General features: G+C 73.3%; 27 protein-coding genes. 12 read left to right on the top strand and 15 right to left on the bottom strand.

Annotated elements, in window-relative coordinates; translation table 11 throughout:
* Positions 1–18 precede the first annotated feature (18 nt).
* The 6 genes from ABGB17_RS24950 to ABGB17_RS24925 form a co-directional block, all read right to left on the bottom strand.
* Positions 19–681: a pyridoxamine 5'-phosphate oxidase family protein gene (locus ABGB17_RS24950; protein ID WP_347633595.1), complete on the bottom strand. Its 663-nt coding sequence runs from the start codon at positions 679–681 to the stop codon at positions 19–21.
* A gap of 53 nt (positions 682–734) precedes the next feature.
* The gene (locus ABGB17_RS24945; protein ID WP_347633593.1) at positions 735–1,490 is read right to left on the bottom strand and encodes an HAD family hydrolase; all 756 of its coding nucleotides are present in this window, start codon (positions 1,488–1,490) and stop codon (positions 735–737) included.
* 112 nt (positions 1,491–1,602) lie between these two features.
* Complete coding sequence (locus ABGB17_RS24940) at positions 1,603–2,046, bottom strand: MarR family transcriptional regulator (protein WP_347633591.1); 444 nt, start codon at positions 2,044–2,046, stop codon at positions 1,603–1,605.
* A 98-nt stretch (positions 2,047–2,144) separates the two neighbouring features.
* On the bottom strand, positions 2,145–2,981 hold the full coding sequence (locus tag ABGB17_RS24935; RefSeq protein WP_347633586.1) for an NAD(P)H-binding protein: 837 nt from the start codon (positions 2,979–2,981) through the stop codon (positions 2,145–2,147).
* Positions 2,978–3,157 carry a hypothetical protein gene (locus tag ABGB17_RS24930; protein ID WP_347633584.1) on the bottom strand — a complete coding sequence of 60 codons (180 nt, stop codon included), beginning with the start codon at positions 3,155–3,157 and terminating at the stop codon, positions 2,978–2,980. The genes ABGB17_RS24935 and ABGB17_RS24930 overlap by 4 nt, the downstream gene beginning before the upstream one ends.
* Before the next feature lie 177 nt (positions 3,158–3,334).
* Positions 3,335–4,036 carry a phenylalanine--tRNA ligase beta subunit-related protein gene (locus ABGB17_RS24925; protein WP_347633582.1) on the bottom strand — a complete coding sequence of 234 codons (702 nt, stop codon included), beginning with the start codon at positions 4,034–4,036 and terminating at the stop codon, positions 3,335–3,337.
* Positions 4,037–4,094: 58 nt separating this feature from the next.
* Between ABGB17_RS24925 and ABGB17_RS24920 the strand changes: the two genes are divergently transcribed.
* Entirely contained in the window at positions 4,095–5,627 is a 1,533-nt protein-coding gene (locus tag ABGB17_RS24920; protein ID WP_347633580.1) for a PLP-dependent aminotransferase family protein, read from the top strand.
* Here ABGB17_RS24920 and ABGB17_RS24915 read toward each other — a convergent pair.
* The 3 genes from ABGB17_RS24915 to ABGB17_RS24905 form a co-directional block, all read right to left on the bottom strand.
* Entirely contained in the window at positions 5,578–6,144 is a 567-nt protein-coding gene (locus ABGB17_RS24915; protein WP_347633578.1) for a MerR family transcriptional regulator, read from the bottom strand. The genes ABGB17_RS24920 and ABGB17_RS24915 overlap by 50 nt on opposite strands.
* Positions 6,145–6,172: 28 nt before the next feature.
* Positions 6,173–8,149, bottom strand: a complete 1,977-nt coding sequence (locus tag ABGB17_RS24910; RefSeq protein ID WP_347633577.1) for a translation factor GTPase family protein — start codon at positions 8,147–8,149, stop codon at positions 6,173–6,175.
* 176 nt (positions 8,150–8,325) lie between these two features.
* Positions 8,326–8,700: a hypothetical protein gene (locus ABGB17_RS24905; protein ID WP_347633575.1), complete on the bottom strand. Its 375-nt coding sequence runs from the start codon at positions 8,698–8,700 to the stop codon at positions 8,326–8,328.
* A 300-nt stretch (positions 8,701–9,000) separates the two neighbouring features.
* Here ABGB17_RS24905 and ABGB17_RS24900 point away from each other — a divergent pair, with 300 nt between their 5' ends.
* Genes ABGB17_RS24900 through ABGB17_RS24885 form a run of 4 tightly spaced genes read left to right on the top strand, consistent with a single transcriptional unit; the run spans position 9,001 to position 11,370 of the window.
* A complete protein-coding gene (locus ABGB17_RS24900; protein ID WP_347633573.1) occupies positions 9,001–9,420 on the top strand; it encodes a hypothetical protein in 420 nt (139 codons plus the stop codon).
* On the top strand, positions 9,417–9,611 hold the full coding sequence (locus ABGB17_RS24895) for a helix-turn-helix transcriptional regulator (RefSeq protein ID WP_347633571.1): 195 nt from the start codon (positions 9,417–9,419) through the stop codon (positions 9,609–9,611). The genes ABGB17_RS24900 and ABGB17_RS24895 overlap by 4 nt, the downstream gene beginning before the upstream one ends.
* A 31-nt stretch (positions 9,612–9,642) precedes the next feature.
* Positions 9,643–10,167: a GNAT family N-acetyltransferase gene (locus ABGB17_RS24890; protein ID WP_347633569.1), complete on the top strand. Its 525-nt coding sequence runs from the start codon at positions 9,643–9,645 to the stop codon at positions 10,165–10,167.
* Between the two features lie 21 nt (positions 10,168–10,188).
* Positions 10,189–11,370, top strand: a complete 1,182-nt coding sequence (locus ABGB17_RS24885; RefSeq protein WP_347633567.1) for a winged helix DNA-binding domain-containing protein — start codon at positions 10,189–10,191, stop codon at positions 11,368–11,370.
* Between the two features lie 42 nt (positions 11,371–11,412).
* Here ABGB17_RS24885 and ABGB17_RS24880 read toward each other — a convergent pair whose 3' ends face one another.
* On the bottom strand, positions 11,413–12,654 hold the full coding sequence (locus ABGB17_RS24880) for an FAD-dependent oxidoreductase (protein WP_347633565.1): 1,242 nt from the start codon (positions 12,652–12,654) through the stop codon (positions 11,413–11,415).
* Positions 12,655–12,723: 69 nt separating this feature from the next.
* Complete coding sequence (locus ABGB17_RS24875) at positions 12,724–12,867, bottom strand: hypothetical protein (RefSeq protein ID WP_347633563.1); 144 nt, start codon at positions 12,865–12,867, stop codon at positions 12,724–12,726.
* 148 nt (positions 12,868–13,015) lie between these two features.
* On the opposite strand from ABGB17_RS24875, the gene ABGB17_RS24870 reads away from it, so the two are divergent.
* Both ABGB17_RS24870 and ABGB17_RS24865 read left to right on the top strand, forming a co-directional pair.
* Positions 13,016–13,399, top strand: a complete 384-nt coding sequence (locus ABGB17_RS24870; protein WP_347633561.1) for a DoxX family protein — start codon at positions 13,016–13,018, stop codon at positions 13,397–13,399.
* A 138-nt stretch (positions 13,400–13,537) separates the two neighbouring features.
* The gene (locus ABGB17_RS24865) at positions 13,538–14,461 is read left to right on the top strand and encodes an RNA polymerase sigma-70 factor (RefSeq protein ID WP_347633559.1); all 924 of its coding nucleotides are present in this window, start codon (positions 13,538–13,540) and stop codon (positions 14,459–14,461) included.
* A gap of 37 nt (positions 14,462–14,498) precedes the next feature.
* On the opposite strand, the gene ABGB17_RS24860 is transcribed toward ABGB17_RS24865, so the two are convergent.
* Positions 14,499–14,996 (bottom strand): FBP domain-containing protein, encoded by a 498-nt coding sequence (locus tag ABGB17_RS24860; RefSeq protein ID WP_347633557.1) that lies wholly within the window; start codon positions 14,994–14,996, stop codon positions 14,499–14,501.
* Positions 14,997–15,063: 67 nt separating this feature from the next.
* On the opposite strand from ABGB17_RS24860, the gene ABGB17_RS24855 reads away from it, so the two are divergent.
* The 3 genes from ABGB17_RS24855 to ABGB17_RS24845 all read left to right on the top strand — a co-directional run bounded on the left by ABGB17_RS24855 (position 15,064) and on the right by ABGB17_RS24845 (position 17,450).
* Positions 15,064–15,633: a WHG domain-containing protein gene (locus ABGB17_RS24855; protein WP_347633555.1), complete on the top strand. Its 570-nt coding sequence runs from the start codon at positions 15,064–15,066 to the stop codon at positions 15,631–15,633.
* Positions 15,634–15,722: 89 nt separating this feature from the next.
* Positions 15,723–16,301, top strand: coding sequence for a dienelactone hydrolase family protein (locus ABGB17_RS24850; protein WP_347633554.1), 579 nt, complete (start codon positions 15,723–15,725; stop codon positions 16,299–16,301).
* A gap of 12 nt (positions 16,302–16,313) precedes the next feature.
* On the top strand, positions 16,314–17,450 hold the full coding sequence (locus tag ABGB17_RS24845) for a winged helix DNA-binding domain-containing protein (RefSeq protein ID WP_347633552.1): 1,137 nt from the start codon (positions 16,314–16,316) through the stop codon (positions 17,448–17,450).
* 10 nt (positions 17,451–17,460) lie between these two features.
* Here ABGB17_RS24845 and ABGB17_RS24840 read toward each other — a convergent pair whose 3' ends face one another.
* Together ABGB17_RS24840 and ABGB17_RS24835 are read right to left on the bottom strand one after the other, a co-directional pair.
* Positions 17,461–17,922, bottom strand: coding sequence for a nuclear transport factor 2 family protein (locus ABGB17_RS24840; protein WP_347633551.1), 462 nt, complete (start codon positions 17,920–17,922; stop codon positions 17,461–17,463).
* A gap of 113 nt (positions 17,923–18,035) precedes the next feature.
* Complete coding sequence (locus ABGB17_RS24835) at positions 18,036–18,623, bottom strand: TetR/AcrR family transcriptional regulator (RefSeq protein WP_347633549.1); 588 nt, start codon at positions 18,621–18,623, stop codon at positions 18,036–18,038.
* Positions 18,624–18,678: 55 nt separating this feature from the next.
* Between ABGB17_RS24835 and ABGB17_RS24830 the strand changes: the two genes are divergently transcribed.
* The gene (locus ABGB17_RS24830; protein WP_347633547.1) at positions 18,679–19,494 is read left to right on the top strand and encodes a class I SAM-dependent methyltransferase; all 816 of its coding nucleotides are present in this window, start codon (positions 18,679–18,681) and stop codon (positions 19,492–19,494) included.
* Positions 19,495–19,568: 74 nt separating this feature from the next.
* On the top strand, positions 19,569–20,159 hold the full coding sequence (locus ABGB17_RS24825; protein ID WP_347633545.1) for a methyltransferase domain-containing protein: 591 nt from the start codon (positions 19,569–19,571) through the stop codon (positions 20,157–20,159).
* A 77-nt stretch (positions 20,160–20,236) separates the two neighbouring features.
* Here ABGB17_RS24825 and ABGB17_RS24820 read toward each other — a convergent pair.
* On the bottom strand, positions 20,237–20,627 hold a 391-nt coding region (locus tag ABGB17_RS24820), incomplete at its 5' end, for a cellulose binding domain-containing protein (protein ID WP_347633543.1).

Below are 20,627 nucleotides of genomic sequence, written 5' to 3'. Positions count from 1 at the left end.
GGCCACCGGCGGGCCGGGTCAGAAGCCGTGCACCCGGCGGCCGGTGACGGACCGGGGCGTGATCTCGACGTAGACGTCGCGTTCGCCGCCGACCCAGGGTTCGACGCCGGGGGCCGGCGTGGTCTCGCCCGGGGGCAGGCGGCGGGCGGGCCCCTGCACGAGCACGCTCCAGCCGCTGCGGCCGGCCTCGTCGACGTGGTCGACCTCGAAGCTGATCTCGGCCGGGTGGTCCGGCGGCGCGCCGCGCAGCACCCGGTGCAGCAGGCCGTCCTCGGCGACACGGAAGACGATCGTGCCGTGGCGGGTCATGAAGTTGACCGGCATCACGGCCGGGGCCCCCGCCGCGCCGAACGCGACCCGCCCGACACCGCCGGAGGAGATCAGCCGCAGGCACTCCGGCGGTGTGAGCTCCCGCGTCTCGGGCCGCCGCGGCGGGCGTCCCTGCCCCGGCGGCCGGTCCAGCCCGCCGCCGAGCAGCTCGTCGGCCGTGGTGTGCAACGCGGCCGCCAGGCGCAGCAGCGAGCCCTCGCTGAGCGGGGCGGCGTGCTCCTCCAGGTACGTGACGAACCCCGGCGCCATCCCGGCCCGCGCGGCGAGCTGCGCCCTGGTCAGCCCGAGGCTCCTGCGCTGATAGGCGATGCGCCGCCCGAGATCCCCGGGCGACCCGCGCTCGCGTGCCATCGGATCCCCCCCGTCCACTCCGGCGACCCTCACGGCCGGGCACCCCCTCCCGGTCAGCGGGTGCCGACCCGCACTTTCCCTCTGATCGTCAGTTCGCCGAGGCCGGTGATCACCGCGTGGGCGCCCGAGTCGGTGAGACGGGCGGCGCGGCCGCCGTGGTCCACGCCGACGACCAGGGCGAACCCGCCGCGCCTGCCCGCGGCGACGCCGGGGGTGGCGTCCTCCACCAGCGCGGCGGCGCTCGGCGGGACGTCGAGGCGGCGGGTGGCCTCCAGCAGCAACGCGGGGTCGGGCAGGCCGGGCAGGCCGAGGCGTGCGGCGTCCTCGCCGTCCACCAGCGTGTCGAACAGGTGCAGCACCCCGGCGGCGGCCACCACCGCGCGGGAGCTCCCGCTGCCCGACACCACGGCGGTGCGGCAGCCGCGGCGCCGCAGGTCGCGCAGCAGCGCCACGGTCTCGGGGAACGCGGCCACGCCGTGCCGCCCGGCCTGCTCCAGGAACAGCAGGTCCTCGGCCCTGGCCAGCCCGTGCACAGTGGGCGCGCCGGCCGGGTCGCCGGGCGTGCCCTCCGGCAGGGCCAGGCCCCGGGAACCGAGGAAGGCCCGCACGGCGTCCTGCCGGGGCCGCCCGTCGACGTGGGTGAGGTAGTCGCGGCGGACGTCGAACGGCTCCAACGGCCCCGGGCGGCTGCGCAGGAAGGCGTCGAACACCCGCTTCCAGGCCGCCGCGTGCACACGAGCGGTGTCGGTGACGACGCCGTCGGTGTCGAAAACGACGGCACTGATCTGTGTGAGGTCGATGACGGGCATGACAGGACCTCCATCCCCCGATGCTGGAGACGTTACCTCCCCCGCCCTCCGCCCGCACACGAAACCCCTGGTCATGGCCCTGGAGTGTCCCACCAGGCGGGGCTCGGCGCGCTCAGGCGTCCTTGGTGATCCGCCGTGCCTGGCGTCGCTGCAGTTCGATCTGGCCGGTGACGAAGCCGGTCAGCAACTCCAGCTCCTCGGGGGAGTACTCCGAAAGCTGGTGCTGGGTCTCGGCGACGGTCTCGCTCCACATCTGTTCCGCCAGGCGCAGCGCCTTGTCGCTGGCGGCGATGAGCACCCGTCTGCGGTCGGCGGGATCGCGCCGCCGTTCCGCGTGACCGGCCTGGGTGAGCCGGTCGACGGCGAAGGTGAGCGCGGTGGGGGCGATGCCGGCCGCGACGGCCAGGTCGCCCGCCGGCATCGGGCCGCGGGTGACGAGGCACGACAGGCAGCGGGCGTCGGTCCGGTTGAGGCCCAGCGCGGTGCCGGCGGCGTGGTCGACCTGGTCGGAGGCGGTCTGCAGATCGGTGAGGGCCCGCATGAGCTCGTCGATCAAGTGCTGTTTCGTACCGTCTTGCCTGGTGTCGCCGGACACGCCAACCCCCGGGATTCGTCACTCGACAGGTGAGGCCGGGGGCCAGCGTAGCCGGTGGGCTACCGGAAGTCGGCGGCGTGCTCGCGGGCCCACTCCGCGAAGGAGTACGGCGGGCGGCCGGTGACCTGCTCGACGGTGCCGGTCGGCGCCGGTGGGTGGTGCACCGCGGCGGCGAGCTGCCCGAGCACGGCGTCGACGATCGCGGGGGGCGCGTACCGGGTCATCTGCTCGCGGGCCTCGCCTGCGGAGATCTCCTCCATGCGCAGGGTGCGCCCGATCGCGGCGCCGATCAGGTCCAGCTGGTCGGCGTGGGTGATGAGCTGCGGGCCGGTCAGGGCGTACTTGGCGCCGTGATGGCCGTCCTCGGTGAGCGCGCGGACCGCGACCGCGGCGATGTCCCGCTCGTGGATCGGTACGGTGCGGGCCAGCGGGTAGGGGGCGCGTACCACGTCGCCTGCCATGATCTGCGGCGCCCAGTGCAGGCTGTTGCCGGCGAACTCGTTGGGGCGCAGGAACGTCCACTCCATGCCGGTGCGGGCCACGGCGTGCTCGAACGCCCCGTGCAGCTCGGCGACCGCGTCCGGCTGGCGTTCGACGTTGTCGAGCACGTCGCTGGTGGACAGCACGACGACGCGCCGCACGCCGCAGCGCTCGGCGAGCTCGGCGAACCGCCGCGGGGCGCCGCCCATCGCCATCAGGTAGACGGCGTGCACCCCGCGCAGCGCGTCACCCAGCTCGTCCGGTGCGCCGAGGTCGCCGCGGACGATCTCGGCCTGCCCGGGGATGGAAGCCCGCCCGGGGTCGCGGGTCAGCGCGCGCACCCGCTCGCCCTGGGTGAGCAGCCCGGCGACCACGTGCCGCCCGACGCTTCCGGTCGCTCCGGTCACCAAGATCATCGGCGCTCCTCGTGGACGGCGGGCACCCGGCCGTGCCCTCTGGTGTCTTCCGTGGGCTTCTGCCACCGGCGTCCGGCCGCCGGGGTCGTGGCCCTGGTCGCCGCGGACACGGCGGACGACTTCGCGGGCAGGGGGGCCGCCGGGGCCCGGCTGCCGTCCGGACCGATGATGATCACAGGTGGTGATGTTCGCGTCATGACATCCTCAATTACTCCAAAAATTGGAATGCTTGACGTTAAGGTACATCCGTGGAGCCCGTCAACCGCCCCCTCCCCACGGCCCGCACCGGCGACAGCCCGCCCCCCGTGGGGGCGTGGCGGCGTGCGCCATGCTCACCACCTCCGTGGAGGGGCTCACACGGAGAACTCCGCGCGGGGGACGGCGGCGGTCAGCAGCGCGGTGGACGGGGTGCCGCCCCACGTGCGGCTCAGCCGGGAGGCGAGGGCGTCCATCAGCCTCGGCACGTCCTCGGCGGCCGATCCGTGCATCGCCTCCATGACGATCAACACGGAGGCGGTGGTGTCCCTGACCGCCGAGTGGCCGCTCTGGCGGTTGGTCCAGCGGCGGGCGTGGGCATGGCCGGCGGCGTCGGCGAAGATCACTTCCCCGGGGTCGGGGTGCTCCGCCTGGCCGGACAGGGTGTGGTAGGTCTCGTCGCCGTGCGCGGGCCGCACGTCCAGGCCCTTGGAGACGCGGGTGGTGTCCAGCGCGGCCACCGGGATCGCGAAGGCCGTGGAGATCGCGTTGCACAGGTCGATCAGCGGGTGGATCCGCGGCAGGGCGCCCTCCTTGCGCAGGCGCCGCAGCAGGGCCTCGGAGGCGCAGCGGTACTGGGTGGGCTTGAGTCCCATGCGGGAGAAGGCGCGGCGCCAGGCCTGGATCTCGGGGAACTCGGCCTCCGGGGCCGCCGCCAGCCGGGCCCGCGCGAGGGCGGAGAACTCCTCCACATCGGCGCCGGTGTCGCCGTCCGGGGTGATCCCGGTGGCGACCACCACCCCGGCGACCAGATCGGGATGGGCGGACCAGATGTCCGCCGCGTGCTGGATGTACGTCATAGGGCCCGTCCCTGGGTCGGCGATGTCGACGCACCTACTCTGCTGGCACAATGGCCTGGTGAGCAGGGCCAAATCACGCCTGGACGACCGGTCCATAACCTCTGGTTCCGATTTCCTGCAGCTCGACATCGCCGACGCCCCCGCCGGCGGCCGTTCCGGCTGGCTGGCCGAGCAGTTGCGGCGGGCCATCGGCGACGGCCGCCTGCCGGTGGGCAGCAGGCTCCCGGCGTCCCGGGTGCTGGCGGGGGAGCTGCGGGTGTCGCGGGGCGTGGTGACCGAGGCCTACCAGCGGCTCACCGAGGACGGCCACGTCGCCGGGCGCGGCCGGGGCGGCACGATCGTGGTCGCCGCCCCGCTGACCGTCCCCGGGCCCCCGCCCGCCCCGGTCCCCGCGGCACCCCCGCCCGGCGCGCTGTTCGGCACCGAGCCGGACGCGGGGGTGTTCGACGCGCTGCGCGCGGCCCGGGCCCGCATCGACCTGTCACCCGGCGTGCCCGACCTCGCCGCGTTCCCCCGCACGGAGTGGCTGCGCGCCGAGCGGGCGGTGCTGGCGTCGTTGTCGGCCTCCGACCTCGGCTACGGCGACCCGCGCGGCGCCCCGGCGCTGCGGCGGGCGGTGGCCGTGTGGCTGGCCCGCACCCGGGGCGTGCGGGTGGACCCCGGCGAGGTGCTCGTCGTGGCCGGGGTGGCGCAGGCACTCGGGCTGCTGGCGCGGGCGCTGCGCGAGGACGGCGTCACCGAGATCGCGGTGGAGGACCCCGGCTCGCTCGGCACCCGCCAGCACCTGTGGCACTCGGGCTTCGCCACCCCGCCGGTCCCCGTGGACGGCGAGGGCGTCGTGGTGGAGGAACTGCGCGCGTGCGGCGCCCCCGCCGTGCTGCTCACCCCGGCGCACCAGTTCCCCACCGGGGTGGTGCTCGGCGGGGAACGGCGTCGCGAGCTGATGCGGTGGGCCTCCGGGGGCGGGCTGGTCGTGGAGGACGACTACGACGCCGAGCACCGCTACGACCGGCCCCCGGTCCCCGCGCTGCGGGCGGTGCTGCCCGAGCGGGTCTGCTACGCCGGCAGCGTGTCCAAGCTGCTGGCCCCGGCGCTGCGGGTCGGCTGGGTGGTGGCGCCGGCCCGGTACCGGGACGCCCTGATCGAGGCCAAGCGATTCGCCGACCTCGGCAACGCGGTGCTGCCGCAACTGGTGCTGGCCCAGTTGATGGAGTCCGGCCAGTTGGAACGCCAGCTCCGTTTCCTGCGGCGGCGCCACCACCGGCGCCGCGACGCGATGATCGCCGCGATCCGTGCCCACCTGCCGGAGGCCACCGTGCACGGCGCCGCCGCCGGCCTCCACCTGATGATCACCTTCGCGGACGGACCGCCGGACACCGAGCTGGCCGCCGCGGCCCTGGCCCGCGGCGTCAAGGCGCAGCCGCTGTCCTGGCACCGCCGGCGCCCCGGCCCGCCCGGCCTGGTCCTCGGCTACGCCGCCAGCACCGCCACCGACATCGGCGCCGGCGTCGCCACCCTCGGCACGGCCCGCCGCGCCCTGCTCAGCCGTGCGCCCGCAGCGCCGCGATCACCCAGTGGAACTCCGGGATGACCGTGGGGGAGGAGATCCGCCCGTTGAGCAGCGCCAGCAGCAGCCAGTAGCGCTCCACGCGGGGGTCGGCGAGCAGCTCCAGCCGTTCCCGCAGCCCGGCGAGCCGCCCGGCGCCCGGTAGGGCGCGGGCGTGCAGGCCCGCGACCTCGGCCGGCGTGGCGCGCCCGGCGAGGATCTCCTTGACGTCCTCCAGGCCGACGCCGAGGTCCCGCAGGGTGCGGACCAGGTCGAACCGGGCGACGGCCGCCGCGTCGTACAGCCGGTACCCGCCGGCGGACCAGCCGCTCGGCGGAACCAGGCCGCTGTCGGACCAGAACCTCACGGTGTGCACCGACAGGCCGGTGCGACGGGAAACCATGCCGACGGTGCTGAGCCCCGTGGTGGAGGAGCCCGTGGTGGAGGAGCCCGTGGTGGAGGAGCCCGTGGCCGGGGAGCCCGTGGCCGGGGAGCCCGTGGCCGGGGAGCCCGTGGCCGGGGAGCCCGTGGCCGGGGAGGCGGTGTCGTCGTTCACGGCCATGACTGTGCACCTTCGAGCGGCTCGAAGGTCAAATCCGCCGCCGTACCCGGAGCAGGTAAGCCTCCCGGTCCAGCGGGTCGAGGTCCGACCGCGGCCGGGACGGCACCTCGCCGCGCACCCGCCGGTAGCCGTCGAAGACGCACTCCAGTGCGGCCTCGCCGCTGGTCAGGCCGGGCAGCCGCAGCTCCAGGCCGTGCACCCGCGCCGCCGGGATCTCGCCCTCCACCACCGACACCGGGCCGTTGGTGGACGACGAGCGCGGCACCGCACACAGACGTGACAACTCCGGCAGCACCGCGCCGAGGGCGCCGGCCGGGATCTCCAGGCGGAACCGGTGCATCGGCTCGTACACCGCGGTGCCCGCCTGCCGCAGCGCCTCCATCACCACCAGCGGGGTGAGGTTGCGGAAGTCGCCGGCGGTGCTGGACATGGTCTTGTCGAAGACGGCCCAGGAGTGGCTCTGCCGCGGCCAGTAGCCCGAGTGCGTCATGGTGACCACGCAGTCGACGACCTCCCACCCGTGCAGCCCTTGGCGCAGCGTCTCCCGTACGGTCTCCTCGACCGTGCGCATGAACGCGTGCGGCAGCGACCCGAGCTCGACCTCCAGCCCGAACCGCACCCCGCTGCCCGGCGGCCCCGGCTCCACGCGCAGCCCGACCGTGGCGAGGAACGGGTTGGGGTCCCTGTCGATGATCTCCACCGCCGCGCCGCCGCCCACGGGACGCTCGACGCAGATGGTGGTGGTCTCGTGGAAGGTGACGTCCAGGGCGTAGTCGCCGGCCAGCGTGGACTGGATGACCTCCTTCTGCACCTCCCCGTACAGGGAGACCGACACCTCCTGCCGGACGTCGTCCTGCCGCAGGTCGATCAGCGGGTCCTGCTCGGCGAGCTGGGTCAGCGCGGCGTGCAGCGCCGCCCGGTCGGCGGGGCGGCACGGCACCACGACGGTCTCCAGGGTGGGCGGCGCGAAGTGGTGCTCAGCGGCGGTGGCGGGCGGCGTGCCGATGTGGTCGCCGATCCGCGCCTCGCCGAGGCCCCACACCCGGGCGATCCGGCCCGCGCCGGCCGACGCGCGCCGCACGTCCGAGCCGTCCTCGAACACGCTGATCGCGGTGACCCTGCCCTCCTTGCCGCCGGGCCACAGCCGGTCCCGCACGCGCAGCGTCCCGGAGAACACCCGCACGTAGGCGATCTTCTCCCCGGCCGGGCCTCGCTCGATCTTGAAGACGGTGCCGGACGCCGGGCCGGCGTCGTCGCCTTTCTCCGCGGGCAGCAGCTCCCTGATCCCGGCGATCAGCGCCTCCACCCCCGCCCCGGTGATCGCCGACCCGGCGAACACCGGATGCGCGAGCACCCGTCCGCTCTGCGCCACCAGCTCCGCGCGCACACGCTCAGGGGGCACCGCGGCCGGGTCGTCCAGGCACAGGGCCATGAACTCCTCGTCATGCAGGGAAAGCAGGTCGATCAATCGGGTGACGAACCGGGGATCGTCCGCGGTGTGGCGGGTGAAATCCGCGTCGCGGGTGCCCGGGGCGCGCACCGCGCCCATTGAGACGACCGCCGGGGTTAGTTTTTCCGATGTCTGCTGAAAAACACGCTCATAGTCCGCGCCTGCCCGGTCGATCTTGTTGACGAAGATCAGAGTCGGGATGCCCAGCCGCCGCAGCGTCCGCATCAGCACGCGGGTCTGCGCCTGCACCCCCTCCACGGCCGACACCACCAGCACCGCGCCGTCGAGCACGCTCAGCACCCGCTCCACCTCGGCGATGAAGTCGGGGTGACCAGGGGTGTCGATCAGATTGACCGTGACGTCGCCGCCCACGACGAACGACACGACCGCGGACTTGATGGTGATGCCGCGCCGCCGTTCCAGCTCCAGCGAGTCGGTGCGCGTGCTGCCGGCGTCCACGCTGCCGACCTCGTCGATGACGCCGGCGGCGAAGAGCAGCCGCTCGGTCAGGCTTGTCTTACCGGCGTCGACATGCGCCAGGATTCCCAGGTTCAAAGTACGCAACGAACGTCATGTCCTTCACGACGGAGGTGAATTCCTTTCCGAGGGACATGGACGTAGCGCGCATTTCTTCTCCCTGGGTAGACCGGTACGTTCGCCGGCGAGTACAGCAGACCATGATTCTCGCGGGCAACCGATTTACCGCCCGCCCACCGGCGTGGCGCCGGCTCCTACCGGACGGTGCCCCGCCCGCCGGGAGGCGGCTCCTCCGGTCGCGGCGGGACCGGGCCCAGCGTGATGTCACCGTGGAAGTCGCGGCCCTGGATGACCGGCCCGTGCACGGTGCCGTCCTTGACGGTGTTGTACGTGGCACCGTGGCCGTCCTCGGCGTCCGGCGGGGGAGGCGCCGGCGTACGAGACCCGTTGACCAGGGCGTACAGGGTGACGGCGAGGCCGGCGACGCCGACGAAGGCGCCGACCACGCTGGCGGTGCGGTCGGCGTTCTCCAGCCCGACCCGGGCGAAGTAGACCCCCATCGCCACCACGGCCCCCGCGAACAGCACGCCGCCCGCCCAGATCGCCGCTTTCCCCCCGCGTCCCGCCATGGCCTCATCATCACCCGTCCGCCGGGGGCGCGGGGAGCCACACCACCGTTCCAGCATGGGGTCGTGCCATGAGATGATTGATCCAGACAGTGTCTCCCTGTCCCCGGACAGGCGTCTCAAGCCTTCTCGGCATGGCTCCCATGCGCCGAGGAGGCTTTTTTCGTGCGCGCAGATCGGCTGACGGCGGTCCCGTGCCGCACCGGGGTCGGGCCGGTCGGTGTCATGTGTACTTGACATCACGGCCCGGCACCTCCTAGCGTGTCAAGTGTACTTGACTTCCCGCCACAGGAAGGGCAACCCGTGCAAGCACACGACGAGACCGGCGCCTATCGGGACTCGATCGAGACAACCGTCCGCCTCGTGATCTGGACACTCGCCTGGGTGGCGACCCTCGCCTTGGCCAGGTTCGGTCCCGGCCTCTTGTGGGATTCGCGGCAACCGGTGGCGAGCTGGGCCGCGGTCACCGCCAATCTTGTCGTCGGCATCGGATGGATAGTCGCCTTCGCGCGCTTTCTCCGAGGACAAGACGAACTGCAGCGGAAGATCATGCAGGACGCGCTGGCGATCACCCTCGGAGCGGGGTGGGTCGGCGGATTCACCTACGTCGTCGCGAACGCCGCCGACCTCGTCGTCCACGACGTCGATGTCGCCGTCCTGCCCGCGCTCATGGGAGTCGTCTACGTCGTCGCCGTCATCGCCGGCAAGATCAGATACCGATGAAGAACCGCATCAGGGACCTTCGGGCCGAACGCTCCTGGACACAGGCTGACCTGGCACAGCGTATCGGCGTGTCACGGCAGACGATCAACGCGATCGAGACGGAGAAGTTCGACCCGAGCCTTCCCGTCGCCTTCCGTCTCGCCAAGCTGTTCAACCTGAAGATCGAAGAGGTCTTTCTCGACGATCAATGAAGCGCCGCGGCCGGACCCATCAAGGAGATTCATGTCCGACATATGTGTACGCCTCGCACGGAACGCCGATCGCCCGGTCGTCGAGCGTCTCTGGCTGATGTTCCGCCACGACCTGTCCGAGTTCCGTGGCGTCCTGCCCAACCCGGACGGCACCTTCCGCAGCGAGCGGCTCCACGCGGCGTTCACCGATGCCGACTGGGCGCCCTATCTGGTGACGAGCGGCGAGCGCCCCGTCGGTTTCGCCTTCGTCCGCGGCCTGGCCGGCCGGACCCGTGTACTCAACAGCTTCTTCGTCACGCGCGGCGCGCGGCGAGCCGGCATCGGGCTGCGCGCGTCCCTGGACGTCCTCGCCCGGCACCCGGGCGCGTGGGAGGTCGCCTTCCAGGACGACAACCTCGCCGCGGTGCGTTTCTGGCGCCGGGTGGCCGCCGGCGCCGCCGGCCGCGCGTGGCGCGAGGAACGCCGGCCCGTGCCCGGAAGGCCGGACCTGCCACCCGACGTCTGGATCTCGTTCGCCATCCAGAAGCAGGCACATTCAGGACAGAAAACGTCCTGAATCACCCCTAGCGTGGCCGGTATGACGACCTCGGCGCAGGGCCGCGCGACGGCCACCAGAAGTCCCGCGGGTAGGCCCGCCGACGTGAGCGCCCGCCCGGCCGCGCGGGTGCTGAGCACGCGGGAGCTCAACCGCGCCGTGCTGGAACGCCAGCTCCTGCTGCGCCGTGCGGACCTGCCCGTCCTCACCGCCGTGGAGCGGCTCCTCGGCCTCAACGCCCAGGCCCCCAACGTGCCGTACCTGGCGTTGTGGAGCAGGCTCGAACGGTTCACGATCGGCGACCTGACCGCCGCCGTCGAGGACCGGTCGCTGGTGCGCTCGCCCCTGATGCGCGCCACCCAGCACATCGTGACGGTGCCGGACTTCCGCCTGGTCCGCCCGGCGCTCGGCCCGCTGCTGCGCCGCGTGCAGCGCAACGCGTTCGGCTCCCGCACCGCGGGCGTCGACCTGGACGCGCTGGTCGCCGAGGCGGCGGAGCTGCTCGCCGGGGGCACGGTGATCACCCGGCCCGACCTCGGGCGGCTGCTCGCCCGGCGGCGCCCCGGCGCGGACGCGGGCGCGCTCGGCTGGAGCGTGCAGTACCTGATGCCCGTGGTGCACCCGGCGCCGAGCGGCACGTGGAACGTCCGGGGCGCGACGCCGTACGCCTGCGCCGCGTGGACCGGGGTGCGTCCGGACCCCACGGAGGGCGACCTGCGGCTTCTCGTGCGGCGATACCTGGCGGCGTTCGGCCCGGCGAGCGTGGCCGACGCCCGTGCCTGGTCCGGCCTGAGCGGCCTGCCCGAGGTGTTCGACCGGATGCGCCCCGAACTGCGCACCTACGCCGACGAGTCCGGCCGCGAACTGTTCGACCTGCCCGACGCCCCGCTGCCCGACCCCGGCACCCCGGCCCCGGTGCGTTTCCTCCCGGAGTTCGACGCGCCTCTGCTCGCCTACGCCGACCGCACCCGCATGATGACCGACGAGATCCGCCGCCGCGTCTGCGTCGGCGACGCGGTGGCCGCCACCGTCCTGGTGGACGGCACGGTGGCCGCCACCTGGACCCGCACCCGCACCGGCGGCGCCGTCACCCTGACCGTCGAGCCGCTGCGCCCGCTGCCCCCGTCCACCCACGACACCATCGAGGCCGAGGCCACCCGCCTGCTCGCCTTCACCGACCCCGGCGCCGGCGAGCGGCGTGTCCACCTGTCATCCGACCGGTGAGGCCAGGAGCCGCGCAGGGTGCTGCCGGACCACCCGAGGCGGCTACGTGACCGTCCGGACAGATCCTTCGGCGCCCGGCCCAGCGGCTCGTGCCCCGTTCTCCCCGGACGCGTCCGGCGCGGCGGCCAGGCGGCGCTTGCGCTTGGGCAGGCCGAAGGTCGGGTGCGAGTTCGCCCACAGCGACATCGTGAGGATGCCCGCCTTGACCCGCGCGGCTTTCCGGCCGCCCACATGCTTCGGCTTCGCGTGCCCTCGGTCGTCGACCATCTGCAAGATCCCGTCCCGCCGGCCGAGACTGATGTGGTTGTACGTGTGGACCAGCCTGGTCCTTACGATCGTGCGGCCGGTCAGGCGTCCCACGATCGCGTGCATCGCCTGCCCGCCGGTGTAGCCGGCCGACGCGCAGGACATCGGGAGCGGCCTGCCGTTGTCACCGATGGCGTAGACGCTGTCACCGACGGCGTAGACGTTCGGGTGCGAGACCGACCGCATGGTGCGATCGACGACGATCCGGCCGTCCCGGGTGACCTCCAGTCCGCCGGCGGCGGCGATGGGGCCGACCGCGAACCCGGCCGTCCACACGGTCGCGTCCGACACGAGGACGGTGCCGCCGGCGCACAGCACCCGCGTCGCTTCGACGGCTTCGACGCTGGTGTGCTCCAGGACGGTGACCCCCAGCCGGTCGCAGGCCCGGCGCAGGTGGACGCGGGCACCGGGAGAGAGCCGGGCGCCCAGCTCGCCGCGGGCGATCAGCGTCACCGCCAGGCCGGGTCGCGATTCGGCGATCTCGGTGGCGGTCTCGATGCCGGTCAACCCATCGCCGACGACCAGCACACTCCCGCCCTCGCTCAGTCTGCCCAGGCTGTCCAGGCTGTCCAGGCGCTCGCGCAGGCGCAGCGCCGAGGGCCGGGCGGCGACGTCGAAGGCGTGCTCGGCCACGCCGGGGACACCTTCGACGTCACCGTGGCTGCCGAGCGCGTAGACAAGCGTGTCGTAGCCGAGCTCGCCGCCGTCGGCCACGGCGACGACCCGGCGCTCGGGGTCCACGGCGACGACCCGGGCCACGCGCAGCCGTATCCGCGTCCCCGCGAAGACATCGGCGAGTCTTTGAGGCTCGATGTCCCGGCCGGCCGCGAGCTGGTGCAGCCGCAGCCGCTCGACGAAGTCCGGAACGGCGTTGACCACGACGATCTCGATGTCCGCCGGGGACAGCCGGCGGGCCAGGTTCCCGGCCACGTAGACCCCGGCATAGCCGGCGCCCAGGACGACGATACGGTGCTTCATGTGATGCTCCTGTCGGTTCGAGTGCTCTCGGTGAGTTGAGCTGAAGGGGCCTGCCATACGCCGGCGTCTTCATTCATCGGCGGCCGCCCGCCCTTCGTCGCGCGAGCCGAGGAAGATCGTCCAGCCCTGTTCCCCGAGCCGACGGGCCGCCTCAGAGCCGAGCCTCTTGTTGCCTCCGGTGGTCAGCACCGTGGTCTGTTCCGAGTTCGTCATGCCCTCTGAGACGAGACACCCCGCTGAGCTGTGACACGGGTGTGAGCCCCTCACGATCGCGAGCTCGTCGCAGGTGTTCGGAGATGTCACTGGCGGGGCTGCTGTCTCGTCTAGAGGGTGCGGGCAATCCTCGATCAAGGAGTAGACGATGAACCTCGCGTTGTGGATCGCTGCCGGGCTGCTGGCCGCGGTAGCGCTGAGCGGCGGAATCAGCAAGACGTTCGTGCCCAAGGAGAAACTGGCTGCGGTGCATGGTGGGGGATGGACCGCAGACGCCGGTGCCGGCTTCGTCAAGACCCTGGGTGTCCTTGAGCTCCTGGCAGCGGTGGGCTTGATCCTGCCCGCCGTGCTCGACATCGCGCCGGTTCTGGTGCCGGTGACCGCGGGCTGCTGGATCCTGCTGATGGCCGGCGCGATGATCACCCACGGCCGGCGCGGGGAGTCCGCGTTCGTGCTGCTGAACTTGATCTACCTCGCGGTCGCGGCGTTCATCGCGTGGGGCCGCTTCGTCCTCGATCCCTTCACCGGCTGACCGGCGGTGACACACAGTGCCGATGGCGGTGATGATGACGACCGAGGGGCGCGGCTCCTCCAACGTCAGGGCCGGGCGGGAGCTCGGCCGGCGGCCGCGCTACCCCTCGTGGCGGCAGGGGATCACGAAGGAGCCGGCATGAGCAGGGCTGAGGAGTTTCAGGAACTGCGGCCGCTGTTGTTCTCGATCGCCTACCGGATCCTGGGCAGCGTGAGCGAGGCCGAAGACGCGGTCCAGGAGACCTGGCTGCGCTACGAGGCCACCCCGGCCGAGCCCAGGTCGGTCAAGGCGTTCCTGTCATCCACGGTGACCCGGATCTCGATCGACGTGCTGCGCTCGGCCCGCGTACGGCGGGAGGAGTACGTCGGGCCGTGGTTGCCCGAGCCGCTGCTCGCCGACCCCTACCAGGACCCGGAGCGGTCGGCCGAGCTGGCCGACTCGCTGTCGATGGCGGCGTTGGTGCTGCTGGAGCGGCTGTCCCCGCTCGAGCGGGCGGTCTTCGTGCTGCGGGAGGTGTTCGACTTCGGCTTTCCCGAGGTCGCGGCGGCCGTGGGGCGCTCGGAGGCGGCGTGCCGCCAGCTGGCGGTACGGGCCCGGCGCCATATGGCCACAGGCCGGGCCCGCTTCGAGGCGGACCGCAAGGAGCGGGAAGAACTGGCGTCGCGATTCTTCGACGCCCTCCGCGAAGGCGACGTCGTCGGCCTGCGGAACCTGCTGGCTGCCGACGTCTCGATGGTCGGCGACGGCGGAGGCAAGGCCCCTCAGCTGGCCAGGGCCGTCATCGGCGCCGAGAACGTGGCCCGGCTGCTCGCCTCCGTCTTCCCCCGGATGGCCCTGATCGGCGTCGTCGTGGAACCGCGCGAGATCAACGGCCAGCCGGGCGCGATCTTCCGCGACCGGGACGGCAAGGTGCTCCACACCGTGGCGCTCGACATCCTCGACGCGCAGATCCAGACGATTCGCGCGGTGATCAACCCCGACAAACTCGTGCACGTAGGCCCGGTGACGGATGCCTGGGCAATCGACCGCGAAGCAAGACAAGCACGCCGCCCCACTGACTAGCCAACAGCCGGCTGCACCTCGAACCCCGCTCGATCGGTCACCCGGTCACCTTGTCCAGGAACGCATGCAGATGGGACTGCGTGCGGGCGACCTTCTCCTCCACGGTGAGGGACTCGTCGACGACCCCGCCGCCCGCGGCCTCCCGCTTCCCCCGGGTGTACAGGGAGCAGGCGAGGTCGACGCACAGGTACTGGCCCACCGTGTTGCCCTGGCGGCCGGCCTCGCCGGTGCGGCGTGCGGTCATCAGGGCCACGCCGCCGCTGGTGTGGGTGGTCAGGCACACCGAGCACATGCTGCGGGCGGTGAAGTTGCGGGACGCGCCGGAGGTGACCCGCAGGGCGACCCCGACGAGGAGGCCGTCGCGGTCGGCGACCAGGTAGGCGCGTTCGGGGGCGCCGGGATCTCGCCAGCCGAGGAAGTCGAGGTCGCCCCAGGGGTGGTCCGCGAGGTCCCTGGGAAGGCCGAGGCGCTTGGCCTCTCCCTTGGAGCAATTGACGAACGACGTGCGGATGTCGTGTTCGGTGAGGGGTCTCATGGGGCGCGAGGCTAGTCGCCCTTAAAGGTAGTATGCAAATACTTAAAACCTGTAAGAAGGGCGGCTCATGGCACGTGCGGGAGTGACCACGGAACGGCTGATCCGCGCGGCGGCGGAGCTGGCCGACGAGATCGGCTTCCAGAACGTGACCCTCTCGGCGCTCGCGCGCAGGTTCGGCGTCAAACCCGCCGCCCTGTACTCCCACGTCAAGGACGCGCGGGACCTCCGGGTCAAGGTGGCGTCGCTGGCCCTGGCGGAGCTCGCCGACCGGGCCGCGGCCGCGCTGGCCGGGCGGGCGGGCAAGGACGCGCTGGTGGCCTTCGCGAACGCCTACCGGGACTACGCCAAGGAGCACCCGGGGCGGTACGCCGCGGCGCAGGGCGAGCTCGACGAGGAGACCGTGGACGTCGGCGCGGCGCGCCGGCACGCGGACATGACGCGGGCGATCCTGCGCGGCTACGACCTGCCGGAACCCGACCAGACGGACGCGGTCCGCATGCTGCACAGCACGTTCCACGGCTATGTGAGCCTGGAGACGGCGGGCGGCTTCCGCCGTCACCCCCGCGAGGTGGACGTCTCGTGGTCCCGTACCCTGGACGCCCTCGACACCGCTCTCAGGAACTGGCCCCGGGCCTGAGAACCTGCGGAGAGAATGTCGGACCGGTACGGCATGCTCGTCGCGAGCGGGACGCCCCTGGCCCCGCCGCCGCAAGAATGGGGAGCGAGATGGCCGAGGTGCTGTTGTACCACCACGTGCTCGGGCTGACGCCCGGGGTGCGTGACTTCGCCGAGGAGCTCAGGCGCGCCGGGCACACCGTGCACGTGCCCGACCTGTACGACGGGCGCACCTTCGGGTCGTCGCCGGAGGGCATGGCCCACGTCCGGCAGACCGGGTTCGACACCATCATCAAGCGTGGTGCGGCGGCCGCCGAAGCGCTGCCCGCCGGGCTGGTCTACGCCGGGTTCTCGATGGGCGTGCTGCCGGCACAGATGCTGGCCCAGACACGGGCCGGGGCGAAGGGGGCGCTGCTGTTCGAGTCGTGCATCCCGGTCTCCGAGTTCGGCGGTGCCTGGCCCGCCGACGTGCCGGTGCAGATCCACGGCATGGAGGACGACCCCTCCTTCGCCGGCGAAGGGGACATCGACGCGGCCCGCGACCTCGTCCGCACGGCTCCGTCGGCCGAGTTGTTCCTCTACCCCGGCGACCGCCACCTGTTCGCCGACACCAGCCTGCCCTCCTACGACGAGGCCGCCGCCACACTCCTCACCCGGCGCGTGCTCGTCTTCCTCGACGCCGTCGAGTAGCCGCCCCGCACCATGAAGATCACCGCGCGGGAGCTCAACCGCGCCACGCTCGACCGGCAGATGCTGCTGCGCCGGGAGCCGGTGAACGTCGTGGACGCGGTCCGTCGTGTGGTCGCCCTGCAGGCGCAGCAGGCGGCGTCGCCCTACCTGGCGCTGTGGAACCGGCTCACCGACTTCGACCCGGCCGAGCTCGACGCCGCGTTCGCCGGCCGCCTCCTCGTCAAGGGCACGCTGCTCCGCATCACGCTGCACGCCGTGCACGCCGGCGACCACGCGGCCTTCCACGACGCCATGCGGCCGTCGCTGCGGGGCGCCCGGCTCTGCGACCGCCGCTTCACCAGGACCGGGCTGACGGCCGCCGACGCCGACGCGCTGATCCCCGATCTGCTGGAGTACGCCGAGCGGCCACGGACGGCCGCCGAGATGGAGGCCTGGGTGGACGCCCGGGCCGGCGTGCTGCCGAAACCGGGGGTGTGGTGGGCACTGCGGTACGTCGCCCCGCTGCTGCACGCCCCGGCCGGAGGGCCGTGGTCGTTCGGCCCGCGCCCGTCGTACGTCGCGGCGGCCCCACGCCCGGCGACGGGGGACACCACCGAGGAGTCCCTTCGGGTGCTGGCCCGCCGCTACCTGGAGGGCTTCGGCCCGGCGTCGGCCCTGGACGTCGCGCAGTTCGCCCTCGTCCAGCGCGCCAGGGCCCGCGAGGCGTTGCGTGCCCTCGCAGGCGAGCTGGAGCAGCTCGAGGGGCCCGCCGGCGAGACGCTCTTCGACGTGCCCGGCGCGTCCCGCCCGCACGGGGACACCCCGGCGCCGCCGAGGCTGATGGCCATGTGGGACAGCGTGCTGCTGGCACACGCCGACCGGAGCCGCGTCATCCCGCCGGACTACCGCAAGCTCGTGACGCGCACCAACGGCGACGTCCTGCCGACCCTGCTGGTCGACGGCCACGTGGCCGGCGTGTGGCGCCCGATCGAGGGCGGCATCGAGGCCACGGCCTTCCACCGCCTGCCGGACGACACCTGGGAGGGCCTCGCCGCGGAGGCCAAGAGCCTGGTGGCGCTGCTGGCCGGCCGCGAACCCCGGGTCTACCGCCGCTTCGACCGCTGGTGGCACGACCTGCCCGCCGCCGAGGTCCGGCTCCTGCCCGGCTAGCGCCGGCCCGTCACCACAGCGGGATGTCGACGCCGTACTCGCCTGCCGGGCGCGGGCCGACGAGACGGCGGTCGGCCTCGGCGATGGGGACGTCGTTGATGCTGGCCTCACGGCGCCGCATCAGGCCGCCTTCGTCGAACTCCCACAGCTCGTTGCCGTAGCTGCGGTACCACTGCCCGGCGGCGTCGCGGCACTCGTACTGGAAGCGGACGGCGATCCGGTCCTCGTGGAAGCTCCACAGACTCTTGCGCAGCACGTAGTCCAGCTCGCGCCGCCACTTGCCGGTGAGGAACTCGACGATCGCGGGCCGGCCGACGAGGTAGGTCTCCCGGTTGCGCCACACCGAGTCCTCGGTGTAGGCGAGGCTCACCCGGTGCGGGTCGCGGGTGTTCCAGGCGTCCTCGGCCGCCTGGACCTTCTCGATGGCGCCTTCGAGGTCGAAGGGCGGGAACGGTGGGCGAGACTCGGGCATGACGGGTCCTTCCTGCGGCGTCACGGCCGGGAACGGGTTCGCCCCGTGACCTGCCCTCGGGCCGGTCAGGCCATGCCGCGCGGACACCCCGGAGAGGTTCATCCCCTGCCGGTTCACGGCGCGACGCCCGCGATGACCGTGGCCACGACCCGGTGCACGGCCTCGTCATGTGGCGGGGTGCCTTTGCGGTCGGCGAACAGCAGGTGGCCGGCGCCGATGAGTGTGGGGGCGAGCGTGTCGACGTCGGCGTGCGGGGCGACGCGGCCGAGCCCGCGCTCGGCGGTGAGGTATGCGGCGATCATGGCCGTGGCCTCGGCCAGGACCGGGACGCCGGACGGCAGGACCTGGCGCAGCCGGGCGCGCAGCTCGTCCCTGGAGGTGATGAGGCCGACGATCGCCACGGCGACCGTGCCGAACAGGTCCGTCAGCGCGCCGGCGAGGTTGCCCGCGACGGTGCCCGTCCCCGCGGCGTCGCGCAGGGCGGCGGCTTGGGCGTCGATCCGGGCGATGCGGTCCAGCACGAGCTCGGTGAGGAAGGCGTCGAAGTCGGCGAAGTGCCGGTGCAGGACCCCCTTGGCGCAGCCCGCCTCCGTGGTCACCGCCCGGCTGGTCAGCGCGCTCGGGCCGTCCCGGAGCAGGACGCGCTCGGCGGCGGCGAAAAGCTGCTCGCGCACGTCGCGGATGGCCACCCCTGTCGGCACCCTGGATTCCTTCCGCCGGATGGACGAGTGGGCACTTGCCCACTAGGGTGGGCATATGCCCACTCTACCGGGAACGCCCCCACAGGAACCGCACCAGGCCCGGGAGGTCGCCGAGTCGTTCGGCTTGGACGCCGAACGCTACGACCGGGCACGCCCCAGCTACCCCGGCGCCCTGGTGGACCGGATCGTCGCCGCCGCCCCCGGTCCCGACGTGCTGGACGTCGGCTGCGGGACCGGCATCGCCGCCCGGCAGTTCCAGGCGGCCGGCTGCCGGGTGCTCGGCGTCGACCCCGACGCGCGGATGGCGGGCCTGGCCCGGCGCGGCGGCATCGAGACCGAGGTGGCGACGTTCGAAGCCTGGGACCCGGCCGGCCGCACCTTCGACGCCGTCGTCGCCGCGCAAGCCTGGCACTGGGTGGACCCGGTCGCCGGAGCGGAGCAGGCGGCGCGGGTGCTGCGCCCCGGCGGGCCGCTCGCGGTGTTCTGGAACGCCCCCGAGCCCCCGCCGGACCTGAATGAGGCCTTCGGCGCGGTCTACCGCCGGGTGCTGCCCGACTTGCCGATGATCCAGGGCGCGAATCCCGGCCCGGACGGGTACTCGGCGCTGTGCGCCAAGGCCGCCGGCGGCGTCCGTCAGGCGGGTGCGTTCGGTGAGCCGCAGGAGTGGCGTTTCACCTGGGAGCGGCCCTACACCCGCGACGAGTGGCTCGACCTGATCCCCACCACCGGCCTGCACACCCGGCTCCCGAAGGACACCCTGCGGGAGGTGCTCGCGGGTGTCGGCGCGGCCGTCGACGCGGCGGGAGGAGGCTTCACGATGCGCTACACCACCCTGGCGCTCACCGCGACGCGCATCGGTGACCCCGAGTGACCGGCGCCTCGCGCGTACCGCCCGGCGAGGGGACGCCACGTCCCCGGCCGGTGTTCGGCCGGGTGTATCCGTTGATGGCACGGGCCATGGACCGTGCCGGCCTGGCCGGGCGGCGGCGGGCCCTGCTGGCGGGCCTGCGCGGGCGGGTGCTGGAGGTCGGGGCCGGTGACGGCGCCGACTTCGCCCACTACCCGCCGGCCGTCGAGCAGGTGCTGGCGATCGAACCGGAGCCGCACCTGCGTGCCCGCGCGCTGGTCGCCGCGGCCGGTGCGCCGGTGCCGGTCGAGGTGCGCGCCGGGACGGCCGAGCGGTTGCCGGCCGGCGACGCGAGCGTGGACACCGTGGTGTTCGCGCTGGTGTTGTGCTCGGTGGCCGACCAGGCGGCCGCGCTGGCGGAGGCGGTCCGGGTGCTCAAGCCCGAGGGCGAGGTCCGCTTCCTGGAACACGTCCGCGCCGGCACCCCCGGCATGGCCCGCCTGCAGAAGGTGCTGGACGCCACCGTCTGGCCGCACCTGGCGGGCGGCTGCCACACCGGCCGCGACACCGTGGCCGCCCTGGAACGGGCCGGACTGCGCCCGCGGCGCCTGGAGCGCTTCGTGTTCCCCGGCGTCTGCTCCCCGGCGTCGTTCTTCGTGCTCGGCTCGGCCGTCAGGGACGGCCGCTGAGACGCGGCAGCGGCACCCCCACTCGTGAGGGGGTGCCGCTGGTTCTCCACCGGCGCGTCGCCGCGCCGTTCACCCGGTCAGGAAGCGCTGCAGGTGAGCGCCGGCGTCGCCGCGGTGCCGCCAGCGGTGAAGCCGAACGTGGTGGTGCCGTTCGCGGCGAGCCTGCCGTTGTAGGACTCGTTGCGTACGCTCACGTTGGCTCCGGAGCCGGAACGGATGCCGCTCCACAACTGGGTGATGGCCTGCGATCCCGGCCACGTCCAGTTGACCGTCCAGCCGGTGATGGCGCTGGTGCCGGCGCGGACGGTGACGGTGGACTGGAAGCCACCGGACCAGGAGTTCACCGTCTGGATCGCCGCCGTGCAACCACCGGGGCCCGTCGTCGGGGTGACGGTCGGCGTGACGGTGGGAGTCACTGTGGGGGTGGCGGTCGGCGTGACCGTGGGGGTGACGGTGGGGGTGGTGGTG

It is taken from the genome of Sphaerisporangium sp. B11E5 (assembly GCF_039871875.1).
In the GTDB taxonomy this organism is placed as follows: domain Bacteria; phylum Actinomycetota; class Actinomycetes; order Streptosporangiales; family Streptosporangiaceae; genus Sphaerisporangium.
Note: the sequence above shows the minus strand (reverse complement) of the source record. Positions and strands in the feature narration are given on the sequence as shown.